Annotated in this window: 15 protein-coding genes; 13 read left to right on the top strand and 2 right to left on the bottom strand. The window is 63.0% G+C overall.

The window, feature by feature from the left end; translation table 11 throughout:
* Positions 1-155 precede the first annotated feature (155 nt).
* The 3 genes from J2Y68_RS08345 to J2Y68_RS08335 are packed head-to-tail and all read left to right on the top strand — an operon-like array spanning position 156 to position 2,311.
* A complete protein-coding gene (locus tag J2Y68_RS08345; RefSeq protein ID WP_309992104.1) occupies positions 156-1,307 on the top strand; it encodes a GTP-binding protein in 1,152 nt (383 codons plus the stop codon).
* 29 nt (positions 1,308-1,336) lie between these two features.
* On the top strand, positions 1,337-1,459 hold the full coding sequence (gene ykgO, locus J2Y68_RS08340) for a type B 50S ribosomal protein L36 (protein WP_011775528.1): 123 nt from the start codon (positions 1,337-1,339) through the stop codon (positions 1,457-1,459).
* A 39-nt stretch (positions 1,460-1,498) separates the two neighbouring features.
* On the top strand, positions 1,499-2,311 hold the full coding sequence (locus J2Y68_RS08335) for a shikimate 5-dehydrogenase (RefSeq protein WP_309992100.1): 813 nt from the start codon (positions 1,499-1,501) through the stop codon (positions 2,309-2,311).
* Between the two features lie 4 nt (positions 2,312-2,315).
* Here J2Y68_RS08335 and J2Y68_RS08330 read toward each other — a convergent pair whose 3' ends face one another.
* Positions 2,316-3,542, bottom strand: a complete 1,227-nt coding sequence (locus J2Y68_RS08330) for a class I SAM-dependent methyltransferase (RefSeq protein ID WP_309992097.1) — start codon at positions 3,540-3,542, stop codon at positions 2,316-2,318.
* A gap of 67 nt (positions 3,543-3,609) precedes the next feature.
* Here J2Y68_RS08330 and J2Y68_RS08325 point away from each other — a divergent pair, with 67 nt between their 5' ends.
* From J2Y68_RS08325 to groL, 3 genes are all read left to right on the top strand, one after another.
* A complete protein-coding gene (locus tag J2Y68_RS08325; protein WP_309992094.1) occupies positions 3,610-3,972 on the top strand; it encodes a hypothetical protein in 363 nt (120 codons plus the stop codon).
* A gap of 192 nt (positions 3,973-4,164) precedes the next feature.
* A complete protein-coding gene (groES, locus tag J2Y68_RS08320; RefSeq protein ID WP_211711208.1) occupies positions 4,165-4,461 on the top strand; it encodes a co-chaperone GroES in 297 nt (98 codons plus the stop codon).
* An 84-nt stretch (positions 4,462-4,545) separates the two neighbouring features.
* Positions 4,546-6,159, top strand: coding sequence for a chaperonin GroEL (gene groL, locus J2Y68_RS08315; protein WP_309992090.1), 1,614 nt, complete (start codon positions 4,546-4,548; stop codon positions 6,157-6,159).
* Between the two features lie 299 nt (positions 6,160-6,458).
* Here groL and J2Y68_RS08310 read toward each other — a convergent pair whose 3' ends face one another.
* Positions 6,459-7,445 (bottom strand): DUF389 domain-containing protein, encoded by a 987-nt coding sequence (locus tag J2Y68_RS08310; RefSeq protein WP_309992087.1) that lies wholly within the window; start codon positions 7,443-7,445, stop codon positions 6,459-6,461.
* 182 nt (positions 7,446-7,627) lie between these two features.
* Between J2Y68_RS08310 and J2Y68_RS08305 the strand changes: the two genes are divergently transcribed.
* The 7 genes from J2Y68_RS08305 to J2Y68_RS08275 all read left to right on the top strand — a co-directional run bounded on the left by J2Y68_RS08305 (position 7,628) and on the right by J2Y68_RS08275 (position 19,125).
* Positions 7,628-9,730, top strand: a complete 2,103-nt coding sequence (locus J2Y68_RS08305) for an acyltransferase family protein (RefSeq protein WP_309992608.1) — start codon at positions 7,628-7,630, stop codon at positions 9,728-9,730.
* Positions 9,727-11,808 carry an acyltransferase family protein gene (locus tag J2Y68_RS08300; protein ID WP_309992085.1) on the top strand — a complete coding sequence of 694 codons (2,082 nt, stop codon included), beginning with the start codon at positions 9,727-9,729 and terminating at the stop codon, positions 11,806-11,808. The genes J2Y68_RS08305 and J2Y68_RS08300 overlap by 4 nt, the downstream gene beginning before the upstream one ends.
* A gap of 240 nt (positions 11,809-12,048) precedes the next feature.
* Complete coding sequence (gene guaB, locus J2Y68_RS08295; protein WP_309992082.1) at positions 12,049-13,560, top strand: IMP dehydrogenase; 1,512 nt, start codon at positions 12,049-12,051, stop codon at positions 13,558-13,560.
* A 93-nt stretch (positions 13,561-13,653) separates the two neighbouring features.
* Positions 13,654-15,531, top strand: coding sequence for an ABC transporter ATP-binding protein (locus J2Y68_RS08290; RefSeq protein WP_309992079.1), 1,878 nt, complete (start codon positions 13,654-13,656; stop codon positions 15,529-15,531).
* A 71-nt stretch (positions 15,532-15,602) separates the two neighbouring features.
* Entirely contained in the window at positions 15,603-16,739 is a 1,137-nt protein-coding gene (locus J2Y68_RS08285; RefSeq protein ID WP_211711214.1) for a GuaB3 family IMP dehydrogenase-related protein, read from the top strand.
* A gap of 94 nt (positions 16,740-16,833) precedes the next feature.
* On the top strand, positions 16,834-18,588 hold the full coding sequence (locus J2Y68_RS08280; RefSeq protein WP_309992076.1) for a glycerol-3-phosphate dehydrogenase/oxidase: 1,755 nt from the start codon (positions 16,834-16,836) through the stop codon (positions 18,586-18,588).
* 48 nt (positions 18,589-18,636) lie between these two features.
* Positions 18,637-19,125 carry a PTS sugar transporter subunit IIA gene (locus tag J2Y68_RS08275; RefSeq protein ID WP_211711216.1) on the top strand — a complete coding sequence of 163 codons (489 nt, stop codon included), beginning with the start codon at positions 18,637-18,639 and terminating at the stop codon, positions 19,123-19,125.
* Positions 19,126-19,181: the final 56 nt, after the last annotated feature.

The raw sequence follows: 19,181 nt of genomic DNA, 5'->3' as shown, positions 1-19,181 counted from the left end.
CATTGTGTTCTGTCAGCCGGGCGCGGTTCCCCGCTGCGGGGCCGCCAGCGGTCGGATCAAGTCTAATGCAGCCTGAACACCCGTGATATCGGCGCAGTGCGGGCTGCAATGAACAGTCATTTGCTAATTAGAATGATTCTCATTAGTATGGACCCATGCATCTCACAGTCGTCAGTTCCCTCGACAGCCAATGCCGGGAGGCGGCCACCGCGCGACTGGGCCGAACCCACGCCAATTCGGCAGTGGTACTCCACGATCTTCTGGATGGTTCACTGGTCCTGCGAAGGGTCTACAAAAGAGGCCGCTTGGTCGAACGCGAAACAACGGTCTTGGAGCATGGCTGCCTTAGCTGCACCGTTCGGCTTGACGTAGTACCCACGGCGGAGCGCCTTGCCGCGTGCGGTTTCGACCACGTTGTGCTTGGCTTGCCGCCCGGTGTCGCTGCAGGCATGGCCGTTGCGGAGCTTCGCCGGGGCCTCAGCCGCCCGGCAGCCATCGACAACGCCGTGCTGGCCTTGGATCCCGGAGATCTCGACGACCACATCTGGGACCGCCACACGCTGTTCGAGTCCGGCTTCACGTCCATGCCGCAGGATGACCGCACCAGTGGCGAGTTCCTGATTGGGGAGTTCGGCCAAGTGGATACGGTCATGGTTTACCCGGGTCTCGGTGCAGCCTTGACCGGGGAGCACCCTGAAGGATCGGCGCCATGGCTGACAGGAATGGAGTTGCTCGTCGAATTGGCTCCGCATGCGGCTGCAGTCGGAGCGGCCGACCCCTACCGTCCGGGCTGCTTCGACCAGGCCGAAGCAGCGGCACGCAACCGGCCCGGCGTCGTGCGTGTGCCTGCAAGTGAAACGCCAGGTTCTTTCCGGACGGTGCTTCACAAAGCGCGTCGTCCGCTGCACCCGGGACGCTTCCGTGATGCGCTGCCCCAACTTGCTGCGGGTACGCATTGGATGCGTGGCCGGCTATGGATCGCTTCAGCTCCCGCCACCCGGATCGCCGTCCAGGGAATCGGGCCCAGGGTTTGGCTCGAAAGTACCGGGAAATGGCTCGCCGACTCGGCTGACACGGCACCCAGCGGCGCATCGGCAGGCAAGCCGGGTCCCGACGTCGACTCCGTCCTTGACTGGCATCCGAGCCACGGCGACCGCGGCACGGTATTGGCGATGACCGGGCGCTCGGAAGATATTGATGCCCGCGTAATCCGCAGGCTACTGGACGAATGCCAACTGACGGAAGCGGAAATGGAACTGGACTTTGGCGTCTGGGACGATCCCCTGGAACTCAGCGACGCCCTCTAAGCCGCACCACCAACAAAAGGAGAAACACCATGAAGGTCAGGAACTCACTGCGTGCGCTCAAGAAGATCCCCGGAGCGCAGATCGTCCGGAGGCGTGGACGCACGTTCGTCATCAACAAGAACAACCCGCGGATGAAGGCGCGGCAGGGCTGATCCCAGGGCTGCATCCATCGGGCGTTGTTTAATGGGTGGATGCCCATCCTGAACAAAGACATGTCCCTGTGCATTTCGCTCGCGGCCCGGCCCAGCAACATCGGTACCCGGTTCCACAACTATCTGTACGATCTGCTCGGCTTGAACTTTGTCTATAAGGCGTTCGCGCCAGCTGACATCACCCTCGCGGTGGCGGGCATCCGCGGTCTCCCCATCCGGGGCGCCGCGGTGTCCATGCCCTACAAGGAAGCCGTCATCCCGCTGGTTGACGTGATGGATCCGTCGGCCAAAGCCATTGATTCGGTGAACACCATCGTGAACGACGACGGTGTCCTCACCGCCTACAACACCGACTACATCGCCATAGCGCGGCTCTTGAAGGACCATGAGGTCCCCAGCAGCCACACCGTGCTCCTCCGTGGAGCGGGCGGCATGGCCAAGGCCGTAGCGGCAGCGCTACGCGACGCGGGCTTCACCGCCGTCACCATCGTGGCCCGTAATGAAACCGCCGGCCGCGCCCTCGCCGACCTCTACGGTTTCGGCTGGCAGGACGACGTCAACGGAGCCACCGCGGATCTCATCATCAACGTCACCCCGCTGGGTATGGCTGGGGCCGACGAAGCGGCGCAGTCCTTCGATGACGCGACGATCGCAGCTGCGCAGGTGGTATTCGACGTCGTTGCGCTGCCTTCCGAGACGCCGCTTATCACCGCCGCGCGCTCAGCCGGCAAGCCGGTGATCACCGGTGCCGAGGTCATCGCCATCCAGGCTGAAGAACAATTCGTCCTATACACGGGGGTGCGTCCGACCCCCGGCCAGGTGCGCGAAGCTTCCGAATTCTCGCGACGCTGAAGCCCTAGGTGGATACCGGCTCCACCACGACAACCACTCGTTCCTCGCCGATCCTGGTGAGGACCAAGGTGGCTGTTTTCGCTTTGCCCTTGCCGGGCTTGGCGGGCAGCAACTGCTTCCTTAGCTCTTCGGGGGTCACCGCTGTACCGCGCTTCTTGATGTCCAGCACGGTGATGCCGTTGCTCTTCACCCAGGCTTTCAGGGCCTTGACGTTGTACGGCATGACCTCAAGCACCCTGTAGGCGCGGGCAAACGGGGTGTCATGCAACCCGGGAGCGCAAATGTAGGCGATGTGCTCATCCACCAAATGACCGCCAAGGCGTTCTGCGACATCGGCCACAAGGCCCGCGCGGATCACCGCCCCATCCGGTTCGTACAGGAAACCTTCCACCGGCCCGACGGCGGCTACCGGACCGCCGTCGAAATCCTCGCCGCTGGTGATTTCGGCAGCGCCCTGGCTGCCGAGGACCAGCGCCGCGCGCCGTACCCCGGGTCGCGCCACCGCGTTGAACCACAGCGTTACCTCGGTGACATCACCCCCGACGGAAATCCACTGGGCCTCGCAACCCTTAGGCACGGAATCGTGCGGGATCCCCGGACCCATTTTGACGCCAATGGCACGCCCGGTAGCGGCCAGGCTTTCCACGAACGACAAAGGGGGAGAGAAGGCCTCGGGGTCCCAAATCCGCTTTGTTCCCGAAGTGGATGTGGTGCGACGGGCGGGATCCAGCCACACTCCGTCAATGCCGTCCAGCTCAACGGAGGTAGCGTCCGCGTGCACCACCGTCGCGTGCGGGAACGGGATCAGGTTGATCGTCGCGCAGGCAGCAGTGGTCTCATCCATCTCCACGGCGGTCACAGCGATGTCCATGGAAGCCATGGCCAAGGAGTCGGCCCCCAAGCCGCAACCGAGGTCCGCGACGTGCGCAACACCTGCCGTGGCAAAACGCTCGGCGTGCCGGGCGGCCACGTTCAACCGGGTGGCCTGCTCCAAGCCCGCCTGCGTGAACAGCATCTGGCGGGCAAATTCACCGAACTTGGCCTCGGCCCGGGTCCGCAGGCGCGACTGGGTCAGGACCGCGGCCACAAGTTCGGGGGAGTGGCCTGCCTTCCGCAGGTCGGCGTTAACGCTGAATGCATCGGCTTCCTTGTACGGCCCCAGTGAGGCAAGAAGTTCCCATCCTTCGGTGGTCAGCAAGGGCGCGATCTGTTCCTGCGGTGCATGAGGCATGGAATCAAGCCTAACGTCGCAGGATATGACAGCGTGACTGGGGAAGCAGCCAGATAGGGTTGTTTTCATGGAAGACAACGCAGCCGCACAGCCGTCCCGCATCACCAAATATGCCCGTCCCGCACTTATTGCGGGCATCGTGATAGCCGTGGTCTGCATAGCCCTGCTCATCATCATCCTGGCCTTGGACTCCTTCAATGCGGCCGCATACTCCGTCACCGGCAAGAGCGTCAACGATGCCACCGATGAAGCACGGGAGATCCGCGACCTGTACAGCGGCGCTCGCATCGGCGGGATTATCGCCCTGGTGATCTCCGGCGTCGTGGCTGTCCTGTCCGCTGTAGTGCTGTACCGGAACCGCGGCAACGCCCCAGCGGACGGGGACGACGACGGCGAAGACTACGACCTGGACGACCTCACCGGCCGGTGACCGGAGTTCACCGATGACGAAATGCTGGCACTCACCTTGACCGAGTGCTAACGCTTACATAGAGTCTTATTAGCACTCTCCCCCGGAGGGTGCTAACCACGCCAGGCGTTCCTCCGGCACCGCGACGACGGTTGCACGCCCCGGCACCCCAGTTCTTAGTCCATGAATCAGCTCATGAAAAGGAGAGTCCGAGTGTCGGTCTCGATTAAGCCTCTTGAGGATCGTATTGTTGTTCGCCCGCTCGAAGCAGAGCAGACCACGGCTTCCGGCCTGGTTATTCCGGACTCCGCACAGGAGAAGCCGCAGGAAGGCGAAGTTGTTGCAATCGGCCCCGGCCGCTTCGATGACAACGGCAACCGCGTGCCGGTTGACGTAACCGTTGGCGACGTCGTCATCTACTCCAAGTACGGCGGAACCGAAGTCAAGACCGGCGGCAACGAGTACCTCGTTCTGTCCGCCCGCGACGTCCTCGCGATCGTCGTAAAGTAACTTCCCGGAGCCCGCACCGCCGCCGCGTTGGAATCATTCCGACCCGACAGCGGTGCGGGTTTTCTGTCTTGAAAGGACACAACCATGGCAAAGCAGCTTGCTTTTAACGATGCTGCCCGCCGGTCTCTTGAGGCCGGTATCGACAAGCTCGCCAACACTGTCAAGGTGACGCTTGGCCCGCGCGGCCGCAACGTCGTGCTGGACAAGAAGTGGGGCGCTCCCACGATCACCAACGACGGCGTCACCATCGCCCGCGAAGTTGAGCTTGACGACCCCTACGAGAACCTTGGCGCCCAGCTGGCCAAGGAAGTAGCCACCAAGACCAACGACGTCGCCGGCGACGGCACCACCACGGCTACCGTGCTGGCACAGGCCCTGGTCAAGGAAGGCCTGCGCAACGTTGCAGCTGGCGCCGCTCCGGGCGAAATTAAGCGTGGCATTGAGGTTTCCGTTGAAGCCGTAGCTGCCCGCCTCCTGGAGAACGCCCGCGAAGTCGAAGGCACCCAGGTTGCCAGCGTTGCTGCCATCTCCGCGCAGAGCGACGAAGTCGGCGAACTGCTGGCTGAGGCGTTCGGCAAGGTGGGCAAAGACGGTGTTATCACCATTGAAGAGTCCTCCACCACGCAGACCGAACTGGTTCTGACCGAAGGCATGCAGTTCGACAAGGGCTACCTCTCCCCGTACTTCGTCACCGACGCAGAGCGCCAGGAAGCCGTCCTTGAGGACGCCCTCATCCTGATCAACCAGGGCAAGATCTCCTCGCTGCAGGACTTCCTGCCGCTCCTGGAGAAGGCCCTGCAGGCCAACAAGCCGCTCTTCATCATTGCTGAAGACATCGAAGGCGAAGCCCTTTCCACGCTGATCGTCAACCGCATCCGCGGCACGCTCAACGTTGTTGCCGTCAAGGCGCCGGGCTTCGGCGACCGCCGCAAGGCCATGCTCCAGGACATCGCCACGCTTACCGGCGCACAGGTTGTCTCCCCGGACCTCGGCCTGACCCTGGACTCCGTCGGCCTCGAGGTACTCGGTACCGCACGCCGAATCACGGTCACCAAGGACAACACCACCATTGTTGACGGCGCAGGTTCGGCCCAGGACGTGGCCGACCGCGTTGCACAGCTGCGTGCCGAGCTCACCCGGACGGACTCCGACTGGGACAAGGAAAAGCTGCAGGAACGCCTGGCCAAGCTGGCCGGCGGCATCGGCGTGATCAAGGTTGGCGCAGCCACCGAGGTGGAGCTGAAGGAAAAGAAGCACCGCATCGAGGACGCCGTTTCCTCCACGCGTGCAGCCCTTGAAGAAGGCATCGTTTCCGGCGGCGGTTCCGCCCTCATCCACGCCCTCAAGGCACTGGACGAGTCCCCGGCCGTCAAGGCACTCGAAGGTGACGCGGCAGCAGCCGTTGGCATCGTCCGCCGTGCCCTGGTCCAGCCCCTGCGTTGGATCGCACAGAACGCCGGCTTCGACGGCTTCGTGGTTGTCGCCAAGGTTTCCGAGCTGGAAGCCAACCACGGCTTCAACGCCAAGTCCGGCGAGTACGAGGACCTGATCGCCGCTGGCGTGATCGACCCCGTCAAGGTCACCCGCTCCGCACTCCGCAACGCCGCTTCCATCGCAGCCCTGGTCCTCACCACCGAGACCCTGGTTGCCGAAAAGCCGGCCGAGGAAGAAGACGCACACGCAGGACACCAGCACTAAGCTGCCTGCTCCAAAGAACCCCGGCCACGTCATTGTGGCCGGGGTTTTTTGCTGTGCGCGCTCTGTCACGTCCCGCCTGTTTAGTGGCGACGCTCTCTCACGTCCCACCTGTTTGGCCGGGACGCTCTCTCACGTCCCACCCGTTTGGGGTGGGTGCTCTCTCACGTCCCGCCTGTTTGGCCGGGACGCTCTCTCACGACCCGGGTGTGGTGGAGCGTTGGGTTGAAGGGGGTGGGGTGTGGTGGAGCGTTGGGTTGAAGGGGGCGGGATGTGGTGGAGCGTTGGGCCCCAGCAGCCAGCTACCTGGCCCGCCGGGTTGCGCCGAATCGTCGTGCGGTAGCCGTGGGAGCAGTTGGCCGCCGGACCGAGGATGCGCGCTTGCCGATGAGCCGGTAGAACACGAGCACCGCGGCGGCAGCTGCCACGATGCCCACAAGGTTCAGGGCCAGCTGCATCGCCGACCCCGCCGCCTTGCTGTATTCGCCCAGGACGAGAGCTACGGCAACATAGCCGGCCGCAGGGACAGTGGTGACGGAGATAAAGACACCCACCAGGGCGGAAGACCTGTGGCTGATCATGGACAACATTCCGGCTGCACCCGCGAGGGCGGCCACAATCAGTGAATAGGGTCCCGGGTGATAGATGAACTCCACCGCGGAGCCCTGATCCAAAGCGTCAGCGGGGAACAATCCCAGCGGGACAGACAACCACGCTGCTGCGGCTGTCACTGCCATCGCTACAGGGAATCCGACTCCGAGGGCCAGCAACGAACTCCGTACCAGGCGCCACTTCCGTTCCACCAGTCCCACCGATAACGCGGCCAGGGGGCCAAACTCGGGGCCGACCACCATCGCACCCACAATGGCGATGGTGGAATCGGTCACAATTCCTATTGCTGCCAACTGCGCCGCAATGATGAGGAACGCGAGATAGCTCCATGTCAGTTTCGAGTCCTCCCCGGTTTGCCGGGATACCTCGTCCCAGATAACGGAATCGGCGGATTCCCCGGGAGCGGACGCTTCAGCGGCATCCGCGCGCGTGGAAAGGACAAGGTCCGGCGAGGAAACGGAGATGGAACCCAGCTCCGGAAGGTTGAGGGAGTGCAGCCTTTCAATCAGCTCTTCCGCGGATTCCCGGGCGATTTGGACTGTTATGACGTCTCCGGGTGGCTGCACGGAAGCGCCCTTGTGGAGTGCTGTTTCCGCGGCTCCGTTCTGCTCCAGGCAGCACTTAAGAACCGACTCGGACAATTCCGCCGGCACGCACAGGCGCAGCTGGACAATCATGGCCTTCCCTCCGTTGCATCAGGCTTTAGCGTAGTTCCCGGGAGCGGCCGGACGGCGCAACGGGCACAGGCGACGCACAGCTAAGGCTGGGAAGATGCATAGCTGAACCTGCGCTAATGGGGGCCTTGGAAGGCAGTCAGGAACACCGACCCAACTGGGTTGGCGCGGCCGGACCGCGTATGATGGATGCTTTGTGCCACAGCTTTGAGGAACTGCCTAACGTGACTACACCAACGATCCCAGCCCCTGCCCGACCCGGCAGGCGGGCTTCGGGACCCGTTGGAAAGTCAAAGTTCCGCCCCGAAATACAGGGTCTGAGGTCGCTCGCTGTCCTGATGGTGGTCAGTTACCACGTCTGGATCGGACGGGTCTCCGGGGGCGTGGATGTGTTCCTCCTCATCTCGGCTTTCCTCATGACCCTGCAGTTCACAGGACGCTACAAACAACGCCGGCCGATGGATCTCCTGCGGCACTGGCTGCACCTGTTCCGCCGCCTGCTTCCCGCCGTCGTGGTCGTCCTCCTGGCCACACTCGCAGCCAGCTTCGTCTTCCTGCCGGCCACCCGCTGGGTTGAGGTGGTCAACCAAGGGTGGGCCTCGCTGTTCTACTACGAGAACTGGCTCCTGCAGGGCCTGGCCGTTGACTACTACGCTGCGGACCACAGCCTGGCAAGCCCGTTGCAGCACTTCTGGTCGCTTTCCATCCAGGGCCAGGTCTTCATTCTGTGGCCCGTGATTTTCGCCTCCGTGGCGCTCCTGTGCCGGCGCTTCAGCCTCAGGTACCGTGCCACGCTCGCATACGTCTTTGCGATCATCTTCGTTATCTCGCTGGCGTACTCCATAATTTTCACGGCCAACAACCAGGCTGTGGCGTATTTCGATACTTTTGCCCGGCTGTGGGAATTCGCATTGGGAACATTGCTTGCGCTGGTTCTGCCCGGCCTGAACTTCTCCAAGCCAGTCCGCGTGGTGATGGGCTGGATCGGCGTTGCCGCGATGTTGAGTTGCGGAATCCTGCTGCAGGTCCAGACTGCCTTCCCGGGATTCGTTGCTCTCTGGCCAACCTTGGCTGCAGTCGCAGTGATCGCCGCTGGCCAGACGGGCAGCCGCTTGGGCGTTGACAGGATCCTGAGCTCCCGGTTCCTGGTCCGGCTGGGTGACAACTCCTACGCCCTCTACCTTTGGCACTGGCCCATTCTGGTGATTGCCTTGGCCTGGAGCGGCAAGGACCATGCGGGCTGGCTCTCCGGAACTCTGATCATCGCGCTGGCGTTGGTCCTGGCCTTCCTCACCACCAAGTACGTGGAGAAACCGTTCCGGGAATGGAAATGGCCCGAAGTGAAGCGCCGCCGCTCAGCCATTGCTATCGCTGCCTGCCTGGCCGTGGCGTGTGCGCCGCTGTTCGGATTCCAGTTCAAGCAGTATCTGGACTTGCAAGCCGCCCAGGCGCAGGCTTTCAATGACAATCCGGGCGCCCACGCACTCCTTCCTGGGTATGTGGACCTGGTCAGCCAGGACGCCAAAACCCTGCCCACTCCCGAGCAGCTGCCTGAGGATTGGGCAACACTCGCAGGCGCCTGTGAGGGGGAGTCCAAGCCCGAAGACAAGATGCTTCAGGAGAAGTGCCAGCAGAATGACGTGGGGGCTGACGCCACCAAGGACATTTTGGTGTTGGGCGACTCGCACTCACAGCAGTGGCTCGCCGCGATTGGACCTCTTGCCGAGGCCCACCACTGGAGGGTTACGGCCCTCCTTCTGGGCGGATGCCATTTCATGCCGGAGAATCCGGATGCCGACGACGCCTGCAACGACTTCAATGCTGCGGCGTTCAAATACGCTGCGGAAAAGTTACCCGACACCGTATTCATGGTTGGGACCGCGGCATCCCCGTCCTCTCCGGACGAGCAGCTGGTGCACGGCTTCGAGCAGACGGTGACTAACTTCAACGACTTGGGCATCGGCGTGGTCGCCATCCGGGACAACCCGCGGTACGACTACAACGTCACCGAATGCGCACTGGCCAAGGGCGTTGACAGTGCCGATTGCAAATCGAATGAGACTGAGGTCCTTGCCGCCCAAAGCCCCTTTGCCGCACTACAGGGAACTTTTGGTAACGCTGCGTTCCTGGACATGACTGACCTCCTCTGCGACGGCGTCACGTGCCCGAGTGTCGTGGGAAACGTGTTCGTGTATTTGGACGACAACCACTTGTCCAAGACCTACGTCACCAGCATGAGCGAGATGTTCGACGAGAGGTGGTTTGCCGCGACCGGGTGGCAAGAATGATGGAGACCCAGGGCAGCGCGGCTGCATCAGGAACCGCGGAAACCACGACGCCGGAACGCCGCTTCCGTCCGGAAGTCCAGGGCCTGCGCGCCTTGGCTGTGGTGATGGTGGCCGCCTACCATATCTGGCTTGGCAAGGTGTCCGGCGGTGTGGATGTCTTCCTGCTGATCTCAGCGTTCCTGTTGACGTTGTCCTTCACCCGCAAGCTTGAGGCAAATCGGCCCTTGCGCCTAGTGCAGCACTGGCTGCACGTGTTCAAGCGGTTGCTGCCCGCCGTCGTCGTGGTGTTACTGGCCGTCCTGGCCGGCACGTGGGCGCTTATCCCGCAGAGCCGTTGGCCCGATGTCCTCACGGAGGTGTGGGCTTCCCTCCTGTACCGGCAAAATTGGCAGCTTGCAGCTTTCGCAGTGGACTACTACGCCCAGCAGCACGTGGATGCCAGCCCGCTCCAGCACTTCTGGTCGCTGTCCGTGCAGGGCCAGGTGTTCATTGTGTGGCCGCTGATCTTTGCCGGCATTGCACTTCTGCAGCCTCACTTGGCCAGGCGGTTTCCGCAGCGGAAAGCCGTTGGTCACCGGCAGCTGCTTTTCATGGCGTTCGCCGTGGTGTTCGTGGCTTCGCTCCTGTTCTCCATCGACGAGACCTACAGCAACCAGGCCTACGCCTACTTCGACACCCGCGCCCGGTTGTGGGAGTTCGCCCTGGGTTCCTTGCTTGCATTAGCCCTGCCATACCTGAAACCCGGGCGGAAACTCCGGGTTTTCCTTGGCTGGGCCGGCATCACAGCCATGCTCTCCTGTGGTTTGCTGCTCACGGTGGACCGCTCCTTCCCGGGTTTCGTAGCCCTCTGGCCCACCCTCGCCGCCGCGGCCGTCATCGTCGCCGGGCAGAGCGGCAGCCGGTGGGGCGTTGACCGGATCCTCAGTTCCCGCCCGCTGGTCAAAGTGGGGGGCATCTCCTATGCCCTTTACCTGTGGCACTGGCCCATCCTTGTGTTCTTCCTGCTCGCCTCCGGGACCACCACGCCCAGCATCCTGGAAGGCATGGGAATCATGGCGGCTGCCGCAGTGCTTGCCGTGGCCACCACCAGGTATGTAGAACAACCGTTGCGGCGCTGGAAGTGGCCGGACGTACGGTCCTGGCGTGCCGCCGTCGTGATTGCCTCCTGCGGCGCGTTACTGGCGTTGCCGGTCACTGCCTGGCAGGGCGCCATCACTGCAGAGGCCACCGCGATTGCCTCCCAGCCCCACGAACTGACGCCGGGCGCGGCCGCGCTGTCCCCGGATTATGCGGGGAAGCCGTCGGAGGAGGCCCTGGTCATCCCGGCGCCGGCGGCCATGAAGGATGAATGGGCGAACGTGGATGGGGAGTGCACTGGGGATAACGTGCCCAGCGATCCTGTGCTGGAGGGCTGCCTCCAGAATGAGGAGCCTGAGGTGGTCACCAAGAGAATTGTGGTGCTGGGGGACTCGCATTCCCAGCAGTACATGGCTGCCCTGGGCCCCGTCGCCAAGCAGCATGGCTGGGAAGTGGTGACGCTCCTTAAGGGCGGCTGCCGGTTCGGAGCGCAATCGTCGGAGCGGGCCGATTTTTGCAACGAGTTCAACAGGGCAAGTTCCGCTTACGTCCTGGAGCACAAACCGGATGCCGTGTTCACGGTGGCGTCGCTGACGCACGTGGAGGCGCCCTTCGAAACTGAAGTGCCTGGCTACCTCGAAGGCATCAAACCGTTCACTGACCTTGGTATCGATGTGGTGGGTGTCCGGGACAATCCGCGTTTCAGCTTTAACATGCCCGAGTGCGTGCAGAAGAAGGGCAAGGATTCGCCCGACTGCAATGTTCCCCTTGAAGAGTCCCTGGCTGCGGCCTCGCCTTTGGACGATTATGTGGGCAAGGTGGACCGGCTTTACCTGATGGACATGAGCGACTTCATTTGCGAGCAAGGGACGTGCCCCGCAGTTGTGGGCAACGTGTACGTCTACAAGGACGACAACCACCTCAGCAAGACGTACGTGCAGACCATGATCCCGATGTTCGAGCAACGGTTGCTGGCGGCCACGGGCTGGTCGGACAGCTAGTCCCGCGTCCTGCGGCGCCCAGAAAACGTACGACGGCGACCTGCCGCCAGTGCTGTTGCTCACAGTCAGGCGTCGTGGAATATGGCGATCGCCGCGGAGGTTCTACTATTTATTCAATACCGGCAGCACCTTCTGCCATGCAGTACCTATGCACAGGCCAGTCCCGTAATGACGGGCTGGTCATCAGTTGCAACCCCTACCAGTTAAGCCCCCAAGAACCCAGGTAAGAGGCGCACACTCATGACCCAGCCCGAACATAATCCGTTTGGCTTCATTGGCCTGACGTACGACGACGTCCTGCTGCTCCCCGGACACACCGATGTCATTCCGTCCGAGGCAGACACCACGTCACGCATTTCCAAGCGCATCACCGTGCAGACCCCGCTGCTTTCCGCCGCGATGGACACCGTGACCGAGTCCCGCATGGCGATTGCCATGGCCCGCCAGGGTGGCTTGGGCGTTGTCCACCGCAACCTTTCCATTGACGACCAGGCCGAGCACGTGGACCGGGTAAAGCGCAGCGAGTCCGGGATGATCACCAACCCGCTGACCATCAACCCCGAGGCCACGCTGCAGGAACTGGACGAACTGTGTTCCCGCTACCGTGTTTCCGGTCTCCCGGTGGTGGATCCCGAAGGCCGCCTCCTGGGCATCGTCACCAATCGTGACACCCGTTTCATTCCGGAGTCCGAGTTCCCGACCCGCCGCGTCTCCGACACCATGACCAAGATGCCCCTCATCACCGGGCACGTTGGCATTAGCCGCGAGGAAGCCTCGCACAAGCTGGCCACCAACAAGATCGAAAAGCTCCCGCTGGTAGACGAGCAGGGCCGGCTCAAGGGCCTCATCACCACCAAGGACTTCACCAAAGCTGAGCAGTACCCGCTGGCCACCAAGGACGATGAGGGCAGGCTCCGCGTGGGCGCAGCCATCGGTTTCTTTGGTGACGGCTGGGAGCGCGCCATGAAGCTTATCGACGCAGGCGTTGACGCTTTGTTCGTGGACACGGCCAACGGCCACTCCCAGGGCGTGCTCGATATGATTTCCCGGCTGAAGTCCGATCCCGTAGCGGCACACGTGGACGTCATCGGCGGCCAGGCGGCAACCCGTGAAGGTGCGCAAGCCCTGATCGACGCCGGCGCCGACGGCATCAAGGTGGGCGTTGGCCCGGGCTCCATCTGCACCACCCGCGTTGTGGCAGGTGTGGGCGTTCCGCAGATCACCGCGATCTTTGAGTCTGCCAAGGCCGCTATTCCGGCCGGTGTCCCCCTGATCGCCGACGGCGGCCTTCAGTACTCCGGCGACATCGGCAAGGCTTTGGTCGCAGGTGCGGATACGGTGATGCTCGGTTCCCTCCTTGCCGGTTGCGAGGAGTCCCCGGGAGACCTCATCTTCGTCAACGGCAAGCAGTTCAAGAGCTACCGCGGCATGGGTTCCCTCGGCGCCATGCAGTCCCGCGGCAAGAACACGTCCTACTCCAAGGATCGCTACTTCCAAGCCGACGTCTCCGGTGATGACAAGCTCATCCCCGAGGGCATTGAAGGCCGGGTGGCTTTCCGTGGACCGCTGGCTTCGGTGGCTTACCAACTGGTGGGCGGCCTCCGTCAGACCATGTTCTACACGGGCGCCCCCACCATTCCGGAGCTCAAGGCACGCGGCAAGTTCGTCCGTATCACCCCGGCGGGCCTCAAGGAATCGCACCCGCACGACATCCAGATGACCGTCGAGGCGCCGAACTACGGCTCCCGCTGATCTGACCTGCTGGTCCCCGTGGAGTAATCCATGGGGACCAGCTGTTTAAGCCGGGGCGGCTGAAATGTCGGCCCGGAAGCATAGGCTGGGCACATGTCTGAAAAGCCCGCGAAACCGCGGCATCCGGAGTCGGTCCGGCTGAACAAAGCACCGCCCCGCAAGCTGGCGCTGCGTCCGTACGCACGCGCCGTCGGGCAGGTCCTTAAGGTGAGCTTCAAGGCCTCCCCGGCAGCGGTGGTCATGAAGGTCCTTGGGTCGCTGATCTCGGCCACCCTGCCGCTGGTCACCACCTACTTTGCCGCGCTTACCACCACCGCCCTGGCGGCCGGCTACGCGGGGGATCCCGACGCCGGTCCGCGCGCTGTTCTCTACGTCGTCGTCACCGCCGCGCTGGGGTTGTTTTGGGGTGCGTTCAGCAGTGTTGACCGCTACATCCAGCAGTTGATGAGCTTCCGGGTTGGCGCGATCGTGGGCGACATGATGTATGAACGCTTCCTGGCGTTGGACTTCTGGCGCTATGACGACAAAGAGACGGTGGACCTTTACGACCGCGCCAAACGGTTCTCCGATTCGTATGCCCGGGTACTGGACCGCATCGCTGCCATTTTCACGCAGCTTGTGTCCGTGATTCTGGCAATCGGTGCACTGCTTCTGGTCAGTTGGTGGATCGCAGTGATCGTGCTGGTGGCGATTGTGCCCAGCGTCTATTTGCAGTTCAAACTCTCCCGTGAGCAGATCGCGCACTGGAACACCCAAGTGGATTCGCGCCGGCAACGGCGGATGATCGAGCAAAACCTCCTCCGGCCGCAGCACATCGCGGAAATGCGGCTCTACGGGATCGTGGGGTACCTGATGGACCTGCGCTCCCGGTTGCGGGACGCGGACGAGCGGAGGCGCCTGGACTTCCAGAAGCGCTACATCCCCAAACAACTGGTGGCCGACTCCCTGCAATACGGTGCAGAGGTGGTTTCGCTGATCTGGGTGGTGGGGCAGATCATCGCCAGGGCTCAGCCCGTGGGCCAGTTCCTCTACGTCCAACAGATCGTGAGCCGTGCCCTGTCCACGGCCAACAACCTCGTGTCGTCGTTGAGTTCCATTGATGAGGACCTCGCCAACCTCAAGGACTACGAGCTCTTCATGGCACTGCCGGTTCCCGGTGGCAAGGAGAAGCCCCTGGCCGTTTCTCCTTCGACAGTGGAGTTGAAGGACATCCGCTTCAGCTACACCGGCAGTGACATCGAAGTCATCAAAGGCATTTCGATGACCATCAAGGCGGGGCAGCATATTGCCATCGTCGGTGAAAACGGTGCAGGGAAGTCCACGTTGATCCGAATCCTGGCCGGGCTGTACCGGCCTGATTCGGGCCAGGTCCTGCTGGACGGCGTGGACCTCGCCGGGATAGACGTGACCAGCTGGCACAGGCACCTCGCGGTCCTGAGCCAAGAGTTCCTCAAATACGAGTTCGCCACAGCGGCCGAGAACATCTACCTGGGCGATGTCGACGCACCACGGGATGATGCCCGCGTCCGGCGCGCCGCCTCCGACGCCGAGGCGATGGAGTTCATCAACAAGCTGCCCAACGGCCTGGAAAACCACGTCAGCAACTGGATGGAAGACCCCAGGGGGCGTAAGGGGAGCGGACTCTCCGGCGGCCAATGGCAGAGGCTGGCCATGGCGCGGAACTTTTACCGCGATGCCTCTTTCATGGTCATGGACGAGCCCACATCGGCAATCGATGCCTTGGCCGAACACCGCATCTTCACCCGCCTCTTCGCGGACCGCAGCAGCACCATCATTGCCATCAGCCACCGCCTGGCCACCATCGAGAAGGCGGACATCGTGTACATGCTCGAGGACGGCCGGATCGCCGAACAAGGAACGCACAAGGAGCTGGTTGCATTGCGGGGCCGGTATTTCCGGATGTTCGAGTCCCAGCTCTCGGTCGACGAGACCAGCCGGAACGTTCCTTAGTCACGGTGTCTCGTTGCGCCGCGTGGCGGGGCCGGGCCGGTGACGTGGAGTTGGTGGGATAAACTCGAGCAGTGACTTATGAGATTGAGATTGGCCGTGGCAAGCGTGGGCGTCGTGCCTACTCCCTGGATGACATTGCGATCGTTCCGAACCGCCGGACACGTGACCCGAAGGACGTCTCTGTCTCCTGGCAGATCGATGCCTACAAGTTTGAGACCCCGGTCATCGCAGCCCCCATGGACTCCGTGATGTCCCCTGATACGGCCATCGCGTTTGGCCGTCTGGGTGGTCTTGGCGTCCTTGACCTCGAGGGACTTTGGACGCGCTATGAGGACCCGCAGAAGGTCCTCGACGAGATCGCAGGACTGGCGGACGAGACCAGCAGCCCGGCCGTCACCCGGCGCATGCAGGACCTGTACATGGCACCCATCCAGCCTGAGCTCATCAGCTCCCGCCTTGCCGAGATCCGCGCCGCAGGCGTCACTGTTGCAGGCTCCCTGACCCCGCAGCGCACCCAGGAACACTACAAGACGGTGGTGGCGGCCGGCGTCGACATCTTCGTCATCCGCGGTACCACGGTCTCAGCGGAACACGTCTCCAAGAACCACGAGCCTTTGAACCTCAAACAGTTCATCTACGAGCTCGACGTTCCCGTGATCGTCGGCGGAGCCGCCGGCTACACGCCCGCACTGCACCTCATGCGCACAGGAGCTGCCGGTGTGCTGGTTGGCTTCGGCGGCGGTGCAACCACCACCACACGACGCGCGCTTGGCATTCACTCGCCCATGGCTTCTGCCATCTCCGACGTCGCTGCCGCGCGCCGCGATTACATGGATGAGTCCGGCGGCCGTTACGTCCACGTCATCGCCGACGGCGGCATGGGCAGCTCGGGCGATATCGTCAAGGCCATCGCCATGGGCGCCGACGCTGTCATGCTCGGGAGCGCTTTGGCCCGTGCCGAGGAAGCCCCCGGCCGTGGCTGGCACTGGGGCCCGGAGGCGCACCACCTCGAAACGCCCCGTGGTGACCGCGTCAATGTCGGTACGGTCGGTCCCTTGGAAGAGGTTCTTTTCGGACCGGGTCACCACACGGATGGCACGTCAAACCTCATTGGTGCGCTCCGGCGCTCCATGGCCACCACTGGATACTCGGACCTCAAGGAATTCCAGCGCGTTGACGTCGTCGTGTCACCGTACTCGGGCAACTAACTGATCGGGCCCACCCCGATCGCGGCCCTGCCCAAGGCGGCGAGCAACAAGTAGGGTAGGGAACTACCAGCTGTTGCGTTTGAGGAGGGGTCCGATGAGCGATATCGCAGGCGGTCCGCAGGGGAATTTCCAGGGAGCATTAAGCCCGGAATCCCGCGCCGCGTCGATCGAAGTCCTGAAAGCCACCGCGGAAGCCGGCAAGGAGCTCGACATCCTGATTGTGGGCGGCGGTGTTGTTGGAGCCGGCGCCGCGCTGGATGCCGTGACCCGTGGGCTGACAGTCGGCATCGTCGAAGCCAGGGACTGGGCCTCAGGAACCTCGTCCCGCTCGTCCAAGCTCATTCACGGCGGCCTCCGGTATTTGGAGATGCTCGATTTCGGACTGGTCCAGGAGGCACTCCAGGAACGCGGGCTACTGATCCAGCAGATCGCACCCCACCTGGTCCGCCCTGTGCCTTTCCTGTATCCACTGACCCGCCGTTTCTGGGAGCGCCCCTACGTCGGCGCAGGCATCCTGCTTTACGACACCTTGGGCCTGACATCCGGGCACAGTCGCGGCGTGCCCATGCATAAGCACCTCTTCCGGCGCGGCACCCTGCGTGCAGCTCCCAGCCTGAAGGACGACGCCTTCGTTGGCTCCATCCGCTACTACGACGCCCAAGTCGATGACGCCCGGCTGGTGGTCAACCTGGTGAGGACTGCAGCCCATTACGGCGCGTATGCAGCCAACCGGGTACGGGTGGTCGACTTCCTGCGGGAAGGCGAACGCGTCGTGGGCGCCAAAGTGGAAAACCAGGAGGACGGTAGTGTCTTCGAAGTCAGGGCCAAGCAGGTAGTCAACGCCACCGGCGTGTGGACGGATGAAACCCAGGCGATGGTCACGGACCGGGGGCAACTCAAGGTCAGGGCCTCCAAGGGCATTCACCTCGTTGTGCCGCGCGACCGTTTCCAGTCCACTGTGGGGTTGATCCTGCGTACGGAAAAGTCGGTGCTCTTTGTCATTCCCTGGGGGCGGCACTGGATCATCGGAACCACCGACACCGATTGGAAGCTCGATAAGGCGCACCCGGCTGCCTCCAGCAAGGACATCGACTACGTGCTGGACCACGTGAACAAGGTCCTGAAGCGTCCATTGACCCGGGAGGATGTGGAGGGCGTCTACGCAGGGCTCCGTCCGCTCCTGGCCGGCGACAACGATTCCACGGCCAAGCTGTCCCGCGAACACGTTGTGGCTCATCCTGTGCCGGGGCTGGTGGTTGTGGCCGGCGGAAAGTACACCACCTACCGGATCATGGCCAAGGATGCAGTGGACGAGGCAACCAGGGCAATGGACGAACGCGTTCCATCCAGTTGCACGGACACCATTCCGCTGCTCGGCGCTGAAGGATTCAAGGCCGCATGGAACCGGCGGGGCAGGTCCGCTGAGCAGGCGGGCGTCCACGTTGCCCGCGTTGAGCACCTGCTCAACCGTTTCGGCTCCATGACCCCGGAAGTCCTCGACATCATTTCCAATCGACCGGAGCTGGCAGAGCCACTTCCCGGTGCCGACGACTACCTGGCTGCGGAGGTTGTTTACGCGACAACCCACGAAGGCGCCCGTCACGTCGACGACGTTTTGACCCGTCGCACCCGTATTTCCATCGAAGCCTGGGACCGGGGTGTGTCTGCCGCGCCCGTAGTAGCTAAGCTGATGGGAGAAATCCTTGGCTGGAGCGAGACTCAGCGCGAAAGCGAAATCAAGCACTACCTGGCGCGGGTGGAAGCTGAACGACTTAGTCAACAGCAACCCGATGACGAATCGGCCGATGCCGCACGCATGGGAGTGGATGACATCGTTCCCCTTCGCTGACCAGTTCAGGAAAATGCGGCCTGAAGGCCACACTGGAGGGAACACGACTTGGCTGAACCACTTGACCGGTATGACGCGGAACTGACAACCCCGGATACCGTCATCCTCGAACTTGTCGCCCAGGACAAGATCGATGCCGCGGCCCAACTGGCCACGAAGCTCCACGCTGCTGGCCGCATCACCAACCTCGAGGGCTTCCTGGAGCAGGTACATTCCCGTGAGCACCAGCTGGCTACGGGACTTCCCGGGGGAATCGGGCTGCCGCACGCCCGCAGCGAGTACGTGGACAGAATCTCCATCGCAGTGGGCGTGACCAAATTTGGCCACGCCTTGGATTTCGGCGCAACCGACGGTCCCGCAACGCTGATCCTCCTCATCGCAACCCCGGCGAGCTCCTTCTCGGACCACCTAGAGGTCCTGGCCACCCTCGCCCGGTCCCTATCGAAGGAATCCTTCAGGGAATCCCTGCGCCGGGCGCACGATCCCGAAGTCATCTCCGAACTCATCAACTCCAGCCTGGTGTTCTTCGACCACTGAAGTCCCACGCACTGAACACCCGTTTCGTTGTTCTACAGCCGGACGAAGTACGGTTA

Source organism: Paenarthrobacter nitroguajacolicus (assembly GCF_031455195.1).
Classification (GTDB): Bacteria; Actinomycetota; Actinomycetes; order Actinomycetales; family Micrococcaceae; genus Arthrobacter; species Arthrobacter nitroguajacolicus_D.
This window is presented reverse-complemented; position numbering and strand designations above follow the sequence as displayed.